The organism is Prevotella multiformis (assembly GCF_018127985.1).
GTDB classification, from domain to species: domain Bacteria; phylum Bacteroidota; class Bacteroidia; order Bacteroidales; family Bacteroidaceae; genus Prevotella; species Prevotella multiformis.
Genome location: NZ_CP072358.1, coordinates 486544 through 504638, shown reverse-complemented (window position 1 = coordinate 504638; position 18095 = coordinate 486544). Strand labels below are relative to the sequence as shown.

At 53.9% G+C, this 18095-nt stretch carries 15 protein-coding genes; 6 read left to right on the top strand and 9 right to left on the bottom strand.

Annotation, left to right across the window (positions count from 1 at the left end; all coding sequences use genetic code 11):
• Positions 1-59: 59 nt before the first annotated feature.
• From J4864_RS08415 to J4864_RS08375, 9 genes are all read right to left on the bottom strand, one after another.
• On the bottom strand, positions 60-665 hold the full coding sequence (locus J4864_RS08415; protein WP_211815296.1) for a riboflavin synthase: 606 nt from the start codon (positions 663-665) through the stop codon (positions 60-62).
• An 806-nt stretch (positions 666-1471) separates the two neighbouring features.
• Entirely contained in the window at positions 1472-2836 is a 1365-nt protein-coding gene (gene lpdA, locus J4864_RS08410) for a dihydrolipoyl dehydrogenase (protein WP_211815295.1), read from the bottom strand.
• A 60-nt stretch (positions 2837-2896) separates the two neighbouring features.
• Positions 2897-4387: an aminomethyl-transferring glycine dehydrogenase subunit GcvPB gene (gene gcvPB, locus J4864_RS08405; RefSeq protein WP_211815294.1), complete on the bottom strand. Its 1491-nt coding sequence runs from the start codon at positions 4385-4387 to the stop codon at positions 2897-2899.
• A gap of 25 nt (positions 4388-4412) precedes the next feature.
• Positions 4413-5723 (bottom strand): aminomethyl-transferring glycine dehydrogenase subunit GcvPA, encoded by a 1311-nt coding sequence (gene gcvPA, locus J4864_RS08400; protein ID WP_211815393.1) that lies wholly within the window; start codon positions 5721-5723, stop codon positions 4413-4415.
• A gap of 229 nt (positions 5724-5952) precedes the next feature.
• Complete coding sequence (gcvH, locus tag J4864_RS08395) at positions 5953-6333, bottom strand: glycine cleavage system protein GcvH (RefSeq protein ID WP_007366813.1); 381 nt, start codon at positions 6331-6333, stop codon at positions 5953-5955.
• Between the two features lie 112 nt (positions 6334-6445).
• Positions 6446-7531, bottom strand: a complete 1086-nt coding sequence (gene gcvT / locus J4864_RS08390) for a glycine cleavage system aminomethyltransferase GcvT (protein WP_211815293.1) — start codon at positions 7529-7531, stop codon at positions 6446-6448.
• Positions 7532-8138: 607 nt separating this feature from the next.
• A complete protein-coding gene (gene udk, locus J4864_RS08385) occupies positions 8139-8765 on the bottom strand; it encodes a uridine kinase (protein ID WP_007366811.1) in 627 nt (208 codons plus the stop codon).
• A gap of 35 nt (positions 8766-8800) precedes the next feature.
• Positions 8801-9385, bottom strand: coding sequence for a uracil-DNA glycosylase family protein (locus J4864_RS08380; protein ID WP_211815292.1), 585 nt, complete (start codon positions 9383-9385; stop codon positions 8801-8803).
• A 282-nt stretch (positions 9386-9667) separates the two neighbouring features.
• Positions 9668-10711, bottom strand: a complete 1044-nt coding sequence (locus J4864_RS08375) for an endonuclease/exonuclease/phosphatase family protein (protein WP_211815291.1) — start codon at positions 10709-10711, stop codon at positions 9668-9670.
• A 290-nt stretch (positions 10712-11001) separates the two neighbouring features.
• Between J4864_RS08375 and J4864_RS08370 the strand changes: the two genes are divergently transcribed.
• The 6 genes from J4864_RS08370 to J4864_RS08345 all read left to right on the top strand — a co-directional run bounded on the left by J4864_RS08370 (position 11002) and on the right by J4864_RS08345 (position 18089).
• Positions 11002-13575 carry a porin family protein gene (locus J4864_RS08370; protein WP_211815290.1) on the top strand — a complete coding sequence of 858 codons (2574 nt, stop codon included), beginning with the start codon at positions 11002-11004 and terminating at the stop codon, positions 13573-13575.
• A 21-nt stretch (positions 13576-13596) separates the two neighbouring features.
• The gene (locus J4864_RS08365; protein ID WP_211815289.1) at positions 13597-14832 is read left to right on the top strand and encodes a DUF5689 domain-containing protein; all 1236 of its coding nucleotides are present in this window, start codon (positions 13597-13599) and stop codon (positions 14830-14832) included.
• Positions 14833-14855: 23 nt separating this feature from the next.
• Positions 14856-16199, top strand: a complete 1344-nt coding sequence (locus J4864_RS08360; protein WP_211815288.1) for a choice-of-anchor J domain-containing protein — start codon at positions 14856-14858, stop codon at positions 16197-16199.
• Positions 16200-16329: 130 nt separating this feature from the next.
• Positions 16330-16581: a type B 50S ribosomal protein L31 gene (locus J4864_RS08355; RefSeq protein ID WP_007366805.1), complete on the top strand. Its 252-nt coding sequence runs from the start codon at positions 16330-16332 to the stop codon at positions 16579-16581.
• A gap of 178 nt (positions 16582-16759) precedes the next feature.
• Positions 16760-17104: an ISAon1 family transposase N-terminal region protein gene (locus J4864_RS08350; protein WP_211813866.1), complete on the top strand. Its 345-nt coding sequence runs from the start codon at positions 16760-16762 to the stop codon at positions 17102-17104.
• A 1-nt stretch (position 17105) separates the two neighbouring features.
• Positions 17106-18089: an ISAon1 family transposase gene (locus tag J4864_RS08345; RefSeq protein WP_449579655.1), complete on the top strand. Its 984-nt coding sequence runs from the start codon at positions 17106-17108 to the stop codon at positions 18087-18089.
• The last annotated feature ends 6 nt before the right edge of the window (positions 18090-18095 follow it).

Genomic DNA, 18095 nt, shown 5'->3' with positions numbered 1-18095 from the left:
TGTGCGGAAGCAGGTGTCCTTTCATTTTTTTTCATGTCCTGTCGTAGAGTCCGTCCGGGCTACTTCGACAGGCTGTTCAGGCGGGCGATGTATTTCCCCAGGATGTCGAATTCGAGATTCACGACCGTTCCGACGGTTATGTCGGCAAAGTTCGTATGCGCTCTGGTATAGGGGATGATCGCGACCTTGAAACGGTTGTCGGTCGGTTCGCAGACGGTGAGCGAGACACCGTTGACGGTCACGGAACCTTTGTCGACGGTGAAATAGCCGCGTTGTGCCATCTCCCGGCTGTAAGGGTATTCAAAGGTGAAATAGGTGCTTCCGTCCGCATCTTCCACATGGACGCATCGGGCGGTCCTGTCGACATGCCCCTGTACGATGTGCCCGTCCAGCCGTCCGTTCATGAGCATGGAACGCTCGATATTGACACGGTCGCCGATCTTGAGCAGTCCCAGATTGGAACGTTCGAGGGTCTCTTTCATGGCCGTCACCGTATAGCAGCCGTCCTTGATGCGTACGACGGTAAGGCAGACGCCGTTGTGGGCAATGCTCTGGTCGATCTTCAGCGCCTCTGCGAATGAGCAGCGGAAGGTGAAGTGGATGTTTTCCTTTTCGTGCTCGATTCCGGTGAGTGTCGCCATTTCTTCTACGATTCCTGAGAACATGGTTGTAGGTTTCCTTTCTTTTTTTGTCCTCCCCGGCCTCCGGCCTGTCTGGGTTGGAGGGCGTCGGTCTTTCTTCCCGCCGGCACAGGCAGATGCTGTAAGAGGAGGGCATGTTGTTATTGTTTTTATTTATGAAGCCTGTCGCAGGGTTTCCCCGCCGGTGTCTGTCATCACATTGCGGCCTGCCGGAACTCCTGTCTGGGGCTGTCTTTTCTTCTGATGTGACCTGCCCGGATTCCCGTCTGGATCTTCCGGTTCTTTTCTGATGTGACCTGCCGGTGCTTTCAATTGGATCTGTCAATCCATCCGATAGCCTGTACCGCCTGTGGTCTGCCGGGCAAAAAAAGGTGGAGTTCCTTTTGGGAACCCCACCTCAATCCCACTTTCTTTCCGGAAGGGGAAATAGAAAAGTCGTACCGACGATGTGATGAAAAGTCCGAGTATCAATGATAGGAGAGCTCTTCGTCTTTGTAATCCACTGGCCTTGCGGCTTAGTCGCAGGAATGCGGTTTATGTGGCCCGCCATTGACAGAAGAAGTCATCTCGGGTTTTCTGATTTATTTGATGACTATCCCGATCGAATCGATACGACTGGATCCGTATCCTTTCTATGTGCAAAGTTAGTATAAAGATTTTTATCCTCCAAACATTTCATGTTTAAATGTTCTGTTTTCGGAGGATCGTCTTCGTGTTTCTGCTCCGGAAAGGAACGGTTCCGTCATGTTTACGGTCCGTCCTTGACTGTCTTTTCTTGCCGGGAAGCGGCCTGACGCTGTTTCTGTTGCAGGGGCGGGCGTTCTTCCTTTTCAGATGAGGGCATCCTGCAGGATTTCGCCCAGTGTCGGATGGATGTGGATGATGTCGCGTATCTCTTCCAGCGTCGCATTGCGGTTCATCAGTGCCGCCAGTTCCTGGATGAGGTCGGCGGCGTGTGCCCCGTAGGCATGTCCGCCCAGGATCTCGCCGCCTTCGCCGACGAGGATTTTTACCATTCCCTCGGTCTCTCCCATGCTCAGTGCTTTGCCGTTCGACCGGTAGAAGCCTTTCCGGGTGGTGTACTTGATTTCCTGGGCTTTGCACTGGTCTTCCGTCTTTCCTACGCAGGCAGCTTCCGGATAGGTGAAGATGGCGGCCGGCATGATGTCAAGGCGGATGAAGTCCTTTTTGCCGAGGATGTGGTTGACGGCGCGGAAGCCTTGGAACGTGGCGGCGTGCGCCAGCATCTGCCGTGCGTTGACATCGCCGATGGCGTAGACGCCTTTCACATTTGTCTCCATGTTGTCGTCGACAGCGATTCCCTTGGGGCTGAACCCGATGCCAGCCGTCTCCAGACCGGTCTGCTCCACATTGGGCTGCCGTCCGGTGGCGATGAGTACAAGGTCGGTCTCTACCGTCTGCTCCTTGCCTTTCCTGTCGAAGACGACGGTCGCCGCAGGCTGTTCCTTGCCGGCAGGCGGAACGATCTGCTTGACGGCACTCTGCATGAAGAAGGTGACCCCGCGCTTCTCCAGCGTCTTCCTCAGCCGCTTGGCGATGTCACTGTCAACAGGCGGCAGGCATTCTTTCATGAACTCGATCACGGTCACCTCGCTCCCGAATGCGGCGAATGCGGAGGCGAACTCCATTCCGATGACCCCTGCCCCAATGATGGTAAGACGCTGTGGCACTTCCTTGATGGACAGCAGGCCGGTGGAAGTGACGATATGCCGTGCATCTGCCGGCTGCTCTTGGATTTCCGCTTCCTTTAGGAATGGCGGCATCTTGGAACGTGATCCGGTGGCGATGATGATGTTCGTCGCCTCGATCTGTTCGCCGTTCACCTCGACCACATGGGCAGAGACGAAGTGCGCCTCGCCTTTCAGGAAGGTGATGCCGGGCTGGCTGAGCAATGCCCTTACGCCCTCCCGGAGCTGGCCGACGACTGCTTCCTTCCGCTCCATGACCTTTGTGAAGTCGAGTGGGGGAGCTGTCGCATAGAGCGTGGAGGCGGCAAGCCGCATCTCTGCATCATGAGCGAGACACTTGGTGGGGATGCAGCCTGCATTGAGGCAGGTTCCGCCGGGCTGGCCTTTTTCGACGATGGTTACCTGCAGGCCGTTCTGCACGGCATAGGAGGCGGTCCGGTAACCGCCGGGTCCCGAACCGATTATCAATAGATCTGTTTTCTCCATATTATACCTCTTCTGATAGCGTGATGGTATTCATTGTGTAGGATTCCTGTCGTCCCGTCCTTATTCTTCCGACTCCATGTCATGGATGAGCTGGCGGTAAGTGAGGATAGGGTGTTTGGCTGCCAGGACATCGTCTACCCGTCCGATAGGCGTGCTGTGAGGCGCCTCCTTGACAAGTTCCGGTGTCTCGCGGGCTTCCTTGGCGATGACGTGCATCGTCTTGATGAAGCCGTCGATGGTATCCTTGCTTTCGCTCTCGGTCGGCTCGATCATCATGGCCTCGTGGAAAAGCAGCGGGAAGTAGATGGTCGGAGCATGGTAGCCGTAGTCGAGCAGACGCTTGGCTACGTCCATGGTCGTCACGCCGGTGCTCTTGTCCTTCAGTCCGTCAAACACAAACTCATGCTTGCAGAGCGTGTCGATGGGAAGTTCGTAGTCGTCTTTCAGGCACTCCTTGATATAGTTGGCATTCAGCGTGGCGAGTGGCCCGACTTCCTTGATATGGTTTCTGCCAAGGGAGAGGATATAGGTGTATGCACGCAGGATGATGAGGAAGTTGCCCAGATAGCCGCCTATCCGGTTGTCTGCCGTAGAATATTCTTCGGTCAGTCTGCAGTCCTCGATGGCAAAGCCCTCCTTTGTCTTGATGACATGAGGTTTGGGCAGGAAGGGGATCAGTTTCTCGCAGACCCCGACAGGCCCTGACCCCGGGCCGCCGCCGCCATGCGGTGTAGAGAAGGTCTTGTGGAGGTTGAGGTGGATGACGTCAAATCCCATGTCGCCAGGGCGTGCGGCTCCCAGCAGCGGGTTGAGATTCGCCCCGTCATAATACAGCAGACCGCCGCAGTCGTGCACGAGCTTTGCTATTTCCGGGATGTCCTTCTCGAAGAGTCCCAGCGTATTGGGATTGGTCATCATCATTCCGGCGATGTCGTCCCCTAAGAGCGGTCTGAGGTCGTTGACATCTACCAGTCCTTCCGGTGTGCTCTTCACCTCTACGACTTCCAGTCCGCATACTGCTGCGGAAGCCGGGTTGGTGCCATGGGCAGAGTCGGGCACGATGACTTTTGTACGCTTCGTGTCCCCCCGCTGCTGGTGGTAGGACGTGATGATCATCAGCCCTGTCAGCTCGCCGTGTGCGCCGGCGTAAGGATTGAGTGTGACATCCGCCATGCCGGTGATGGAGGCCAGTGCGCGCTGGATGTTGTATTCCACCTCCAACGCTCCCTGCACCGTTTCGATGGGCTGCTGTGGATGAAGGTCGGTAAAGGCCTTCAACGATGAGATTTCCTCGTTGATGACAGGATTGTACTTCATCGTACAGGAACCGAGAGGGTAGAATCCGTTGTCAACGCCGAAGTTGTTTTCACTGTGGTTGGTATAGTGCCGTACGACCGTCATCTCGTCACATTCGGGCAGTTCGGCATCTTTGGCCCTTCTGCAGGCGTCGGGCAAGGGATGATGCCCGAATCGGTTTTCCGGAAGGCTGTAGGCGCGTCTGCCTGGATGCGACAATTCGAATATCAGATTGCCATATAGTTTGTTGTTCATTGTTGCTTAGGTTTAGGATGGTTGACTATAATAATCCGACAAGCGTGTCGATCTCTTCTTTCGTCCGTTTCTCTGTCACGGCGATGAGCAGTCTGTCGTCATCGACCTTGACGCCCGGTAGGATTCCGTTCCTGACCGCTTTGTCAAAGAAGGCGTCGCGCTCCTTCATCTGTACGAGGAACTCATTGAAGAACGGCTTGTCGTAGACGAGCTTTGCCTTTTCTGTGGCGGTGAGCTGTTCACAGAGGTAATGTGCAGCGTCGTAGCTGGTCTGGGCGACCTCTTTCATGCCTTCTTTCCCCATGATGCTCATGTAGATGGTTGCATAAAGTGCCATCAGGCTCTGGTTGGAACAGATGTTGGAGGTGGCTTTCTGGCGGCGGATATGCTGCTCGCGTGCCTGCAGTGTAAGTACGAATACGCGCTGGCCACGGCTGTCGCAGGTCTTTCCGACGATGCGTCCGGGGAGCTTGCGCATGAGTTTTTCCGTCGAGCACATATAGCCGGCATAAGGGCCGCCGAAGGCCATCGGCAGTCCGAGGCTCTGGATGTCGCCTACGGCCAGGTCTGCTCCCCATTCCCCAGGTGTCTTCAGGAGGGCCAGGTCGGAAGCCACACTGTTGACGATGAACAGCGCTTTCTTGTCATGACACGTATCGGCGAAGCCGGTGAAGTCTTCGATGATACCGTAGCGGTTCGGCTGCTGTACGATGACTCCGGCTACTCCTCCGGCCTCTACCTGTTTCTTCAGTTCTTCGTGGGAAGTCACCCCCTCTTCGGCCTTGACCGGTCTGAGCGTCACTCCGTGGAAATGAGCATACGTCTTGAGAACACCGATGATGTTCTCGGATAAGGTCTCGGAATACAGTACGGTATCGGCTTTCTTGGAATTGTGGAATGCTGCCATCATGGCTTCCGCCGTGGCTGTCGTCCCTTCATACATGGAGGCATTGGCAATGTCCATGCCTGTGAGTTCTGCGATCATGCTCTGGAACTCGAAGATGTAATGAAGTGTTCCCTGTGAGATTTCAGCCTGGTAGGGAGTGTAGGAGGTGAGGAACTCTGACCGGCTCAGGAGGTTTGGGATGACGCTCGGCGCATAGTGGTCGTACACGCCGCCGCCTGCAAAGCAGGTCAAGAGACTGTTTTTCTGTCCGAGTTTCTCGAAGAAAGCGCGTATTTCCAACTCGCTCATTGCTTCCGGGAGGTCGTAGTCTCCCTTGAAACGGATGCTTTCTGGAACTTCTGCATAGAGGCCGTTGAGGTCTTTGATGCCGATCCGGTCGAGCATCTGTTGGATATCCTCGTTGGTGTGAGGTAAAAACTTGTGGTTCATTGTTCTTAGGGATTGGTTAGGTTGGTTGTGGGTAGGCGGGGATAAGTGGTGATAGGAGAGGGTAGGCGGTGATAGGCGGTGATAGGCGGGGTAGGCGGTGATAGGTAGTGATAGGAGAGGGTAGGCGGGGTAGGCGGTGATAAGCAGTGATAGGGGGTGATGCGTGATGGCAGGCTTGTCCCCTTCATGCGTCACCGTCTACCCCGTCCCATGGTTTCTCGTGAGGAGACTATTTTGCGCAGAACTCCTCGTAGGCCTTGGCATCCATGAGGTCTTTCAGCTCGGAAGTATCAGAAAGCTCGACCTTGATGATCCAGTTGCCGAAAGCGTCCTTGTTGAGTAAGCCCGGCTCATCTTCCAGTGCCTCATTGACTTCGATGACTTTTCCTGAAACGGGAGACTTGAGGTCGGAAGCAGCCTTGACGCTCTCGATAGCGCCGAAGTCTTCGTTGACTTCTACCTCGTCATCTACCTCGGGCATATCTACGTAGACGATGTTGCCCAGAGCATGCTGGGCATAGTCGGTGATTCCGATGTAGCCGGTGTTTCCAGCGACTTTCACAAATTCGTGTGACTCAGAGTAGTAGAGTCCTTCAATAACTTTTGCCATAATATGTTTTCTTTTAAGATGGGTTTTATTTTTTACAGGCGGTGATAAGCGTGATAGGCGGTGATGGGGAATGGTACGCGGCTATCGGGGCTATGCCTCACCTCACTTCATTTCACTTCTTATAGTGCTTCTCGTAGAATTTCTTTTTGACGATAGTGCCGGGGAAAGTCTTCTTGCGGATCTGCACTTCGACGCTGTCTCCCATCTTGATGGCGGCATCTACCAGAGCGACAGCACAGCTCTTTTCGGTCGAGATGAGGCGGTAGCCTGTGGTGACTTCTCCTACTTCCTTGCCGTCCTTGAGTACCTTGTAGCCATGGCGTGGGATGGCATTGCCTTCCAGCTCGATGCCGCGCAGACGCCGGGTGACACCCTCCGTCTTCTGACGCAGGAGCGCCTCCTTGCCGATGAATTCCTCTTTGTCGAACTTCACGAACATTGAAAGGCCTGCCATGACCGGTGAGATCTTGTCGGAAAGTTCGTCGCCGTAGAGCGGCAGTCCGACCTCAAAACGCAGCGTGTCACGACAGCCCAGTCCGCACGGCTTCACGCCGGCATCCATGAGCTTGTCCCATGCCTTGACGATATATCCCGGTGTTCCATAGACCTCAAATCCGTCCTCACCGGTATATCCGGTGCGGGAGACAATGACTTTTTCACCGTCTTTCTCCAGTCGTTTCACTTCGTAGAATTTCAGGTCCTTGCAGGCAAGACCGAGCACTTTCTCTATCTTCTCTTCGGCTTCCGGCCCCTGTACCGCCAGCTGGCCATAGGCATCGCTCTTGTTTTCGATGACAACATTGAACCCCTTTCCATTCTGCTCGATCCATGCCATGTCCTTGTCGATATTGGCGGCATTGATGGTCATGAGAAAGAGCTGTTCGTCGAGTTTGCAGATGCAGGTGTCATCCACCACGCCTCCGTCGGGATAGCAGAGCATCCCATAGAGCACCTTCCCGGCCGGCAGTCCTGTCACGTCGTTCGTGAAGATGTGGTTGATGTATTTGTCCGCTTCCGGCCCCGAAACCATCACCTCTCCCATATGGGAGACGTCGAAGACACCGCAGTGCTCCCGCACCGCATTGTGCTCGTCGATAATCCCGGTGTACTGAATAGGCATGTCAAAACCGGCGAATGGGGTCATCTGTGCGCCCAATGCAACGTGTTTGTCGTACAGGCAAGTTCTTTTGTTTGTCATATTTGTTTAGGTTTTAAATTTTGTTCTTCTCCTGGCAGTAACGGTTATGTTTAAACTGGCTTAGGTTTATGTTTGCGTGCAAATATAGATAAAAGAAATGAAGACACAAAAGAAAATCAGATAAAATGATGTTAATAAAATAAAAGCGGAGGACGCTTTGGTTATATATCCCTGAATTTAAGCCTTTTTCGTTATTGATTCGTATGTTACGGGGCTGTAATATAATAAGATGTAAGGATTTTGCAGGGTGTGACGGGCGTAAAGTCAGGCCTGTGTCGGCTTAGGTGGCAAAATGTCATCCGAAATGGAGAATACTGTACTTGGAGTCCGGACAGGCATCGTTTGAAGTCCGGTCGGGAGTCATTTGAAGGGCAGGGGAATGCCGCCTGAAACGCAGGCAGATGCTGTCCGGCGGACAGGTGTCGTTTGTCTTTCTCCGTTAAATGCGCAGGCGGTATTGAGAACTCTGCAGAGTCCTGCCGGCTCAGAAGAACCGGTAATGCTTGTCGGATCGTGCGAAGCCTCGGCACGGCGGGTGTTCACCGGCAACACGGCTGGTGTCCACTGCCGGCACGGGGGGGCGGGAGAATCCTTCGCCCCCCCTCGCCTATTTCTTCGGCATCAGTCCCTCGATATATTTACAGAGGATATTGATGCCTTTCACGTTCTCGCCTCCCTGCGGGATAATCAGGTTGGCATACCGCTTTGTCGGTTCAATGAACTGTTCGTGCATGGGCTTCAGCACTTCCAGGTAGCGTTCTACCACCATCGAGACGGTACGTCCGCGGTCTATCGTATCACGCTGGATGTTGCGGATGAGGCGTTCGTCAGGATCGCAGTCGACGAAGATCTTGAGGTCCATCATGTCGCGCAGGCGTTTGTTGCTGAGTGCCATGATTCCCTCGACGATGATGACGGGTTTCGGCTCTACATGGATGGTCTCCGGCAGTCGGTTGCAGAGGATGTAGCTGTACGTGGGCTGCTCGATGGCCTTCCCCTCACGCAGTTCGTTGACCTGCTTGATCAGCAGTTTCCAGTCGAAGGCGTCGGGATGGTCGAAGTTGATGGCCTTTCGCTCCTCGTCAGTAAGCCCCGTGGTGTCATTGTAATAAGAGTCCAGCGGGACGACGGCCACATAATGGGGCGGAAGGCTTTTGACGATTTTCTTCACGACGGTGGTCTTCCCCGAACCGGTTCCGCCGGCTATTCCGATGATGGTTGTCTTGTCTTTCATTTTCTCTGTTTTTTGTTCTTCTGTCGTCAGTCGGCTTACTTCAGGATTCCCACTTCTGCCAGCATCTGCCTGTAGTATTCCGCCTTCTTCTCCACCTTCATGGGGTAGGCGCGGCTGCTGCTCGGCTCACGGTACAGGCGGATGACGCGCTGTCCGAAGCGGAACTCCTTGTGGTCTCCCATCTTCATCTTGCGTGCATCAATCCCGTAATGATCCGTAAGAACCTTTGTCGCCAGCTGTCCGGCGGCCAGTACCGCCTTGCACTCTGGGAGGGCCTGGAGCATGCCGTCGAGGTCAGCCGGCTCTACGATCTCCAGGTCTTTGTCGGAGGCGGTGCCGGTGGTGCGTCGGATGCGCAGTGCCGTGTCGAAGATGGCAATGCCTTTCTCCTTCAGGAACGGCTTGAGCAGGTCCAGCCGGTAGGTCTTGTTCTCTTCGTCCACGAAATGCTGTTTGTCATCGAAGAACACATGGCCGAAGATGCGCCACATGTCGTTCGTGTAATTGGGGTAGTACCATTCCATGCACCACCGCTTCGGTGCGGGCGGGAAAGTCCCTAACAGCAGGAGGCGGGCATTGGCGGGCAGCCATGGTTCGAAGGGATGGGTTTCTGTTTCCATTGTTTCTTTTGAGAATAGGATTAGAGGAGTGATGGGGAGTCAAAGGGGGCAGCCCTGATGTATCTGTCGGGTGCGGAGAGATACGGGGGCAGTTGCCGCGGCGGCTGTCCGGCCCCTGTTTCCGTTACACCGTCCGTCCGGTTTCTTCTCTCTAAAGGAGGACGGGGATTCCCGGCCGCCGGCCGGGAATCCTCACGGTCCTGCAAAGCCTCCCGGGCGGCGTGCGTCATAAGCGGGCTTGCGGACGGCGGCCGGGACTCCCACTGTTGGGAAGGGGGCTCTTTACTGCTCCTTGACAAAATAAGTGACAACCGGAAGGTGGTCTGAGTAGCCGTCCAGCCATACGCCGCCGGCCGTGGTACGTTTGGTGTTCCCCTTGTATTTGCCTGTCTCCTGGAAGAGATAGTCGCGGCGGAAGATCTGGTTCTTCCAGAATTTCAGTTCCCTGAAGTCCTTCTTGCCTTCCTTGTCGAGCAGGTTAGGCGTCATGATGATCTGGTCGAAGAGGTTCCACTTGCCCTGATACTGCAAGGTGCCTGTCCCCTCTTTCACAAGGACGTTGTACCAGGGGTTGTACATATCGCCCGGTCCTACCTCGCTGATTTCAGCCTTTGCCGACAGGCAGTCGTGTATGCTCTTGTCCGTCGGGTCGTCGTTCATGTCGCCCATCACGATCACCTTCACGTCCTTGTCGTCACGGAAGAGGGAGTCTTTCAGCGCCTTGACCTGTCTGCCGCCCAGTTCCCGGTAGTAGGAATCGGCGCCGCGGCTCGGCAGGTGGCATACGACGACCGTCACGTGTTCGCCGGCCATCGTGCCGCTGACCGTAAGGAATCCGCGGGTGGCACGGGTGCTGTCCTTCGGCAGGTCGTACACGTAGGGCACCAGTTTCGTGTTACGGATCGTGAAGAGCTTCGGATTGAATAGCAGGGCGCAGTCGATGCCGCGGTGGTCGGGTCCCTCGATGTGTACGAAGTGATAGCCGCGGGCCGCCAGTTCGGGCTGGGCGACGAGGTCGCGCATGACATGGTCGTTTTCCACCTCCGCCAGCCCGATGAGCGCACATCCCACCTTCGGCAGGACGTCCGTCCCCATCTCGGACAGTACGGTCGCCATGTTGTGCAGCTTGTGTGTGTACTTCATCTCATTCCAATGGTAACTTCCGTCCGGTGTGAAATCATAGTCGTTCTTCCCCTCGTCGTGTGTGCAGTCGAACAGATTTTCCTGGTTGTAGAAGCCGACGGCGTAAACGGAAAACTTCTTCTGCGCCGAGGCGGACGTACCGAGGAGGACGGTACAGAAAAGAACAAATAGTAACTTTCTCATTCTTGTTAAATGTTGTAGTTCGTAATTAGAGGTTTCAGACATGGGGGGCTGTGTCCGGTGACGTTCGCGGCGGCATCCGTGCTGCCGGTCCGCCTTCGTCTGTCCCGGTGGCAGGCGTGCCGGACGACACGTGCCGTGTTTCGTTTATCTTCTTATTGGATCTGCAAATATCGGTAATTAATCCGAGATTTAGGCATGATTCCTGAAAATTTAATCAAAAAGTCTTTCCTTTTTAAAATTTATTTTGTTACTTTGCACGCAAAGTATAACATATATTAATGTAATCTACTATGCAGAAAAAGCTGAAACTCGCCGTGCTGGCACTGTGCAGTTCGTCGTTGGTGGTCGCACAGAACACCCACGCGGGCAAGCAGGAGCAGACGGCCCATGCCATGGACGAGGAAGCGTTTACCTTTACCGAGGCGCAGTTGGGCGAGGACAACGACATGAACGACAACGTCACGATCCTCAACTCGAACAGTAACGTCTATGCTTCACAGGTGGGGTTCCTGTATTCTCCCATGCGCTTCCGTTACCGTGCGCTGAACCAGAAGTATAACGACATCTATATCAACGGCGCCCCCGTGAACGACCTGGAAAGCGGGCAGTTCCGCTATTCCATGGTGGGAGGCATCAACCAGCAGACACGCAACGTTGATTTCGCGCTTCCCTTCGAGGACAACAGCTTCTCCATGACGGGGCTGGCGGGAAGCAACAACTACGACTTCCGTGCCGGGTCGATGGCAGCCGGACACCGTGTCACCCTTTCCGCTGCCAACCGCAACTATACCCTCCGCGGCATGTACAACTACGGCAGCGGCTTCAATGCCAGAGGCTGGGCGGTGGCGGCCAGCGTGGCTTACCGCTGGGCGAACCGCGGCTACGTCGAGGGAACCTTCTACAACTCCCTGTCCTACTACTTCGGCGTGCAGAAGAAGTGGAACAACGGCCATTCCCTGTCTTTGTCCACCTGGGGCAATCCGACCGAGCGTGCCTCACAGGGTGCGAGTACGGATGAGGCCTACTGGCTCGCCAACGACTACCAGTACAATCCTTACTGGGGCTATCAGAACGGTCACAGGCGCAACAGCCGTGTGGTAAACGACTTCGCACCTTCCGCCGTCCTCACCTGGGACTGGGACATCAGCAAGAAGACGAAGCTGACGACAAGCCTCTTCGCCAAATACTCCATGTACAAGAGCACGAAGCTGAATTATAACAACAGCGACAACCCGCAGCCTGACTACTGGAAGAATCTCCCGAGCAGCTATTACGACGTGTGGGGCGAGGGCAATGCGCGTTACCGTACCGCACAGGCGTATGCCGATTGGAAGACGGCCGTAGAGTGGTGGGGCAGCAAGGAGAACCGGCAGATCCAGTGGGACCGTCTCTACTATGCCAACCGTCAGGCAGCCGCCAACGGAGAGGATGCCCTCTACTATGTACAGGCAAAGCACAATGACAACATGACGGTGTCCCTCTCGTCTACGCTCACCGGCCATGTCGGGAAGAACAGGGTGGTCAACGTCGGCTTCCTCCTCGGACAGAACCTTGCCCGGCACTATCAGACGATGGAGGACCTGCTGGGTGCCCGGAGCTTCCATAACGTGAATACCTACGCCATCGGCAGCTATGCCGCCAATGACCCGCGCATCCAGTACGACCTCAACACGGCGGGTACGCTGGGACTGGGCAAGCTCGTCTATGAAGGCGACCGGTTCGGCTATGACTACAACATCAATGTACGCCGCGGCCAGCTGTGGACCAGCTACACCGAGACTCTCGGGAAACTGCACTACATGGTGGCTGGCAGGATCGGGTACGACAACATGTACCGTGTCGGTCACATGCGGAACGGTATGTTCGCTGACAATTCCGACGGCAAGAGCCGCCATGCGGAATTCGTGTCGGGAGGACTGAAGACGAATGCCACGCTGACACTCGGCGGCGGCAACGCATTCTCCCTCGGCCTGGGCTATGAGCACCGTGCGCCGAATGCGAGCACGGCCTTCGCCTCCCCGGAGATGAACAACGACTTCGTGCTCGACCTCCGCAACGAGCGCATCTTCTCCAGCGAGCTCAGCTACCAGTATTCCGGCAGCTGGCTGCATGCCAATGTCAGCGGTTATTACAACCACATGACCCACGTGACCGAGTGGCAGAACTTCTACTTCGATGATGTTAATTCCTTCACGTATGTCAGCATGACGAACATGAGGAAGAACTACTACGGCATTGAGCTGGGTCTTGACTTCAAGCTCACCAGCTTCCTCAACTTCAAGGCGCTCGGCACATGGAGCGAAGCAGAGAATGCCAACAATGCGGATGTGGTCTACCTGAACTCTACGAAGAGCACCTACAACAGGGATGTCGTCTACAACAAGGGAATGCACGAGGTAAGCACCCCGTTGAGCATTTACAGCGGCATTCTGAGCTTCCACAAGGCGGGATGGTACATCGACCTGAGCGGCAATTACTACGACCGGATCTATCTCTCCTATGCGCCGAGTCTCCGTTACGGCAGCACGCTCCGCACGATGGGCACGGCTCTCGGGGGCATGGATGCCGACGGCAACTACACACCGTATGCACAGAGTGAGGGCAAGGGCGGCTTCATGCTCGACGCCTCTGTCGGCAAGAGCATCTACCTGCGCCATGGCAGTCTGTCCGTCAACCTGATGGTCACCAACCTGCTGAACAACCGGAAGATCGTCAGCGGAGGTTACGAGCAGAGCCGCAGCAACTACACCGTCAACAGGACGACCGGCGAGGCGACGACCCGTGCCTACGACTTCTACCGCAATCCGAAGAAGTACTATGTGAACGGCATCAACGGCATGTTGAACATTGCTTATAAATTCTAAAACTAATTGACAAGAACAGTTATGAAGAAACTGAAATTCATTACGATGGCCGCTGTCTGCGCCCTCTTTGCATCCTGCATGGGCGACAGTTACGCCGAGCCGGATGCAAACGCACCGGCGCCTTTCGGAAACAACGAACTGCCCGAAACGAATGTCATCACCATCGCACAGCTGAAAAGCAGGTATGCGACCTATCTCGCCACCGACTACCGGGACGGCGACAGCTATGCGAAAGTCGCTGACGACATCAAGATAAAAGGTATTGTCACCAGTTCTGACGCTGATGGGAACATCTATCAGGAACTGGCTCTGCAGGACGCAACGGGAGCCGTCATCGTGGCTGTCGCACAAGGCGGACTGCATGGCTCGCTGCCGGTCGGTACGGAAGTTCTTGTCAGTCTGAAGGATCTCTATGTCGGCAACTATGGCAAGCAGGCTGAAATCGGTGTGCCGACAACCAACAAGAACGGTGCGACCTTTGTCGGCCGCATGAGCCGTTTCACATGGGACCGGCACTGCAAGATTCTCTCGACGGGCAACAAGGTGGAACCGGCAGAGTTCGCCGTCGGCAGCAATGTCACCACATGGAGCCTCGATGCGGACGGCGGCAGGATCGGGATTCTCCGCAATGTAAGTTTCAAGAGCAGCAACAATCCGAAGGTGGACAGCACTTTCGCCGATGCGAATGGCGGCGCGGGCAGCGTGAGCTGGACGCTGAACGAGCAGGACGGAAAGAAGGTGATTGTCTATAACAGCAACTTCGCCAAATTCGCCAACAGCAGGATACCGGCAGGCAAGGTGGACATCACCGGTATCTTCAAACGCTTCAACAACCAGTGGGAAATCCTCATCCGCTCGCTTGACGATATCAAATCCGTAGAGAAGACAGACCCGTTCAAAGGACTCCCCGGCAAGGGCAACGGCACGCAGGCCAGGCCTCTGGACATCACACGGGCGCTGGCTTATGCGAAGCTGAACAAGAAGGATGCCACGCCCTACTATATCAAGGGTATCATCTCGCAGATCGACGAGGTGTCACTCAAGTATGGCAACGCACGCTACTGCTTGTCTGACGATGGCACGACGGCCAACCAGCTGCAGGTGTTCCGCGGCTTCTATCTGAATGGTGACAAGTTCACGTCGGCATCGCAGATCAGTGTGGGGAAAAAGGTCGTTATCCTCGGCACTTTGGATTATTATGAGGCTACCTCTACGCCACAGGTCGGCAAGGGCAGCAAGATCATCTCCATTAACTAACAAGACAAATAATAAAACCGAATATGAAAAAGATTGTTTTTTCCATGATGGCACTGGCATTGACCGCCACCGCCTTCACAGGCTGCGAGGATGTTCCGGCACCTTACAGCATGAACTTTGACGACAGCAATGTCACCCCGACCCCCAAGCCCGCTGCCGATCCGAAGGGCTCCGGCACGGAGGCTGACCCCTTCAACGTGGCAGCTGCACTGAAATACATCGAGGCGGGACAGAACCTCGACAAGCAGGTGTATGTCTCCGGAACCATCGTGAGCGTCAAGGAAATCGATGCGACGAACTACGGCAATGCCACCTATTATATCTCAGATGACGGTACGGCGAGCGGTCAGCTGACGGTTTACCGCGGCTACGACCTGGGGAACAAGAAGTTTACGGCGGCCGACAGGCTCAAGGCCGGCGACAAGGTCGTCGTATACGGGAAGCTCGTCAACTTCAATGGTACCAAGGAGTTCACGCAGGGCAACTATATTTACTCCCTCAACGGCAAGAAAGCTGAGGATACGCCTGCTGCCGACCTGAACACGGAGGCGACGGCATGGACTGTGGCTGAAGCCGTGCAGAAAATACAGGCAGGACAGACTGCCGGCGGCGAGGCATACGTCAAAGGAATCATCTCTGATGTCAACTTCTACGATGCAACCCACAAGAGCCTTACCTACTACCTCTCTGACAACGGAACGGACAAGACACTCAAAGTCTACTCGGGGAAGGGGCTGAACGGTGCCGACTTTGCTTCGAAGGAAGACCTGAAAGCTGGTCAGACCGTCGTTGTCAAAGGAAACCTCAAGTCCTTTACCAACAAGCAGGGACAGGTCGTCATGGAAGTCGACAAGGGCAGCAAGATCGTCTCCATCAGCGGGACACCTTCTCCGCAGCCATCTGTCGCGGCGCTTACGGCGAAGTTCGATGCCGGCATGGACAACTTCACCGTCAACGACATCAGCCTGCCGTCCCAGCTCACCTACATCTGGAAACACGATGCCTCCAGGAAATACATGAAGGCCACTTCGCATAAAGGCACTTCCGACTATGCTGCACAGAGTCGTCTGGAGTCGCCTGTCTTCAGTCTTGCCGGCAGGACCTCCGCAACGCTCACATTCATGGTCGCTGGCAACTACTTCTCAAATGCCGCCAGCAACTTTAAGGTACAGGTCTCTACCGACGGAACGACCTGGAATGATGTTCCCCTGTCGACCTATCCTGCCAAGGACTGGAAGTTTGTTGCCACCTCCTGTGACCTCTCGGCATATGCCGGCCAGTCTACCGTCCGCATCGGCTTCCTTTACGCCTGCGATGGTGCCAATGCCGCAGGTACATGGGAAATCAAGGACGTGGAAGTGAAGTAAAAAACAACTTGAAATATTTGGCAGGGTGCAGAATTATTCGTAATTTTGCACCCTGTTAAGTATCTGTCCTTTACTGCTTGGGAGGGCAGGGAACGAAATGTGAATTATTAACAAACAGATAAATAAAAAAATGAAAAAAGGTATTCATCCAGAAAACTATCGCCCCGTCGTATTCAAGGATATGTCCAACGGCGATATGTTCCTTACAAAGTCTACATGCAAGACTTCAGAGACAGTAGAGTTTGAAGGCGAAACTTACCCGGTGGTAAAAGTCGAAATCTCAAGTACCTCTCACCCGTTCTACACTGGTAAGAGCAAACTTGTCGATACAGCCGGTCGTGTCGACCGCTTCATGAGCCGTTACGGTAAGTTGAAGAAGTAATCGGGCAATACCCCTTCGATAAAGTTTACATGGAGTGCGGACAGACGTAGTTGCATATGCGTCTGTCCGCACTTCTGCTTTCAACGAGATGCGCTTCATAACGGGTCAGTCCTAAAACCCAGTTGCAAGTCTATCCGCTTAAGCACACAATCTCATAAGTATTTATTACCTTTGCATCATGAAGAGTCACCAATTATTACGTTGCATCTTTCCAGATGTACTTGCCGACTACTTTGATGTTGTCGATATTCAAGAGAGTGTTTCCCAGTTTGACTTTTGGCTTGACGAGCGTAACTTCATGGAAAAGTCAGACCATAAGTTAGGCACTGTAAGCAGTTATGGTTTTACCAGCGAGCGTGTTATTCAGGACTTTCCCCTTCGTGGCAAAGCAGTTTACCTCCATGTTCGCCGTCGCAAGTGGCGTGACAGTTCCAACGGAGAGATATTTACTTATTCATATGATGATTTGACGGCCGAGGGCAGTAAACTATCCCCCGAGTTCGTTTCTTTTTTAAAAGAATAGAATTGAGTCCACTGCAGAGAGCATCGCAAGCATTGGTGCGCACTATGGCGTAAATGGCAAGCTGTTATCCACACAGTACAAGGAACATTTCAGTGATTATCGTAGCTGGAATCAGTTGGATCATGCTCAAGACTGGCTATTGTTTGAAGATAACATAGGAGAGAGTCTAAGTATCGATGAGACCTGTCTAAGCAGTGGCGAGGTTTATACTTTTCTGACCAACAAGGCGGGAAAGGGCAGAAAAGGGACTTTAGTGGCTGTGGTTAAAGGGACCAAGGCTGAGGACGTCATCCAGGTTCTCAAGAAGATAAACCTTTCTAAACGGAAGACTGTCAAGGAGATAACACTCGATTTGTCATCTTCGATGATGCGCATAGCCCGCTCTGTTTTTCCCAAAGCACTTATTACCAATGACAGATTTCATGTGCAGAAACTATATTATGATGCTCTGGATGACATGCGTATCGCTTACCGATGGATGGCAAGAGATAAAGAGAATGAGGAGATAAAAGAAGCTAAAAGTAAGGGTAAGGAATATATACCATTTAGATACAGCAATGGTGACACGCGCAAGCAGTTGCTCGCCAGAGCAAAGTTCATATTGACCAAGCACAAGACCAAGTGGACTGAAACACAGAAAGGTAGGGCACAGATCATCTTTGAACATTATCCGACACTGAAAAAGGCATATGATTTGGCTATGAAACTTACCGACATTTATAACATCAAGAGCATCAAGGATGCTGCAAGGCTGAAGCTGGCAAAATGGTTTAATGAGGTTGAAGAGCTGGGAGTGGACAATTTCTACACAGTGATTGACACGTTTGAAAATCATTATCAAACCATACTCAATTTCTTTGTAAACAGAGCTACGAATGCAAATGCCGAGTCATTCAATGCTAAGGTTAAGGCATTCAGGGCACAGTTCAGAGGAGTTACAGATATTCCTTTCTTTTTATATAGGCTTATGAAATTGTGTGTTTAAGCGGGT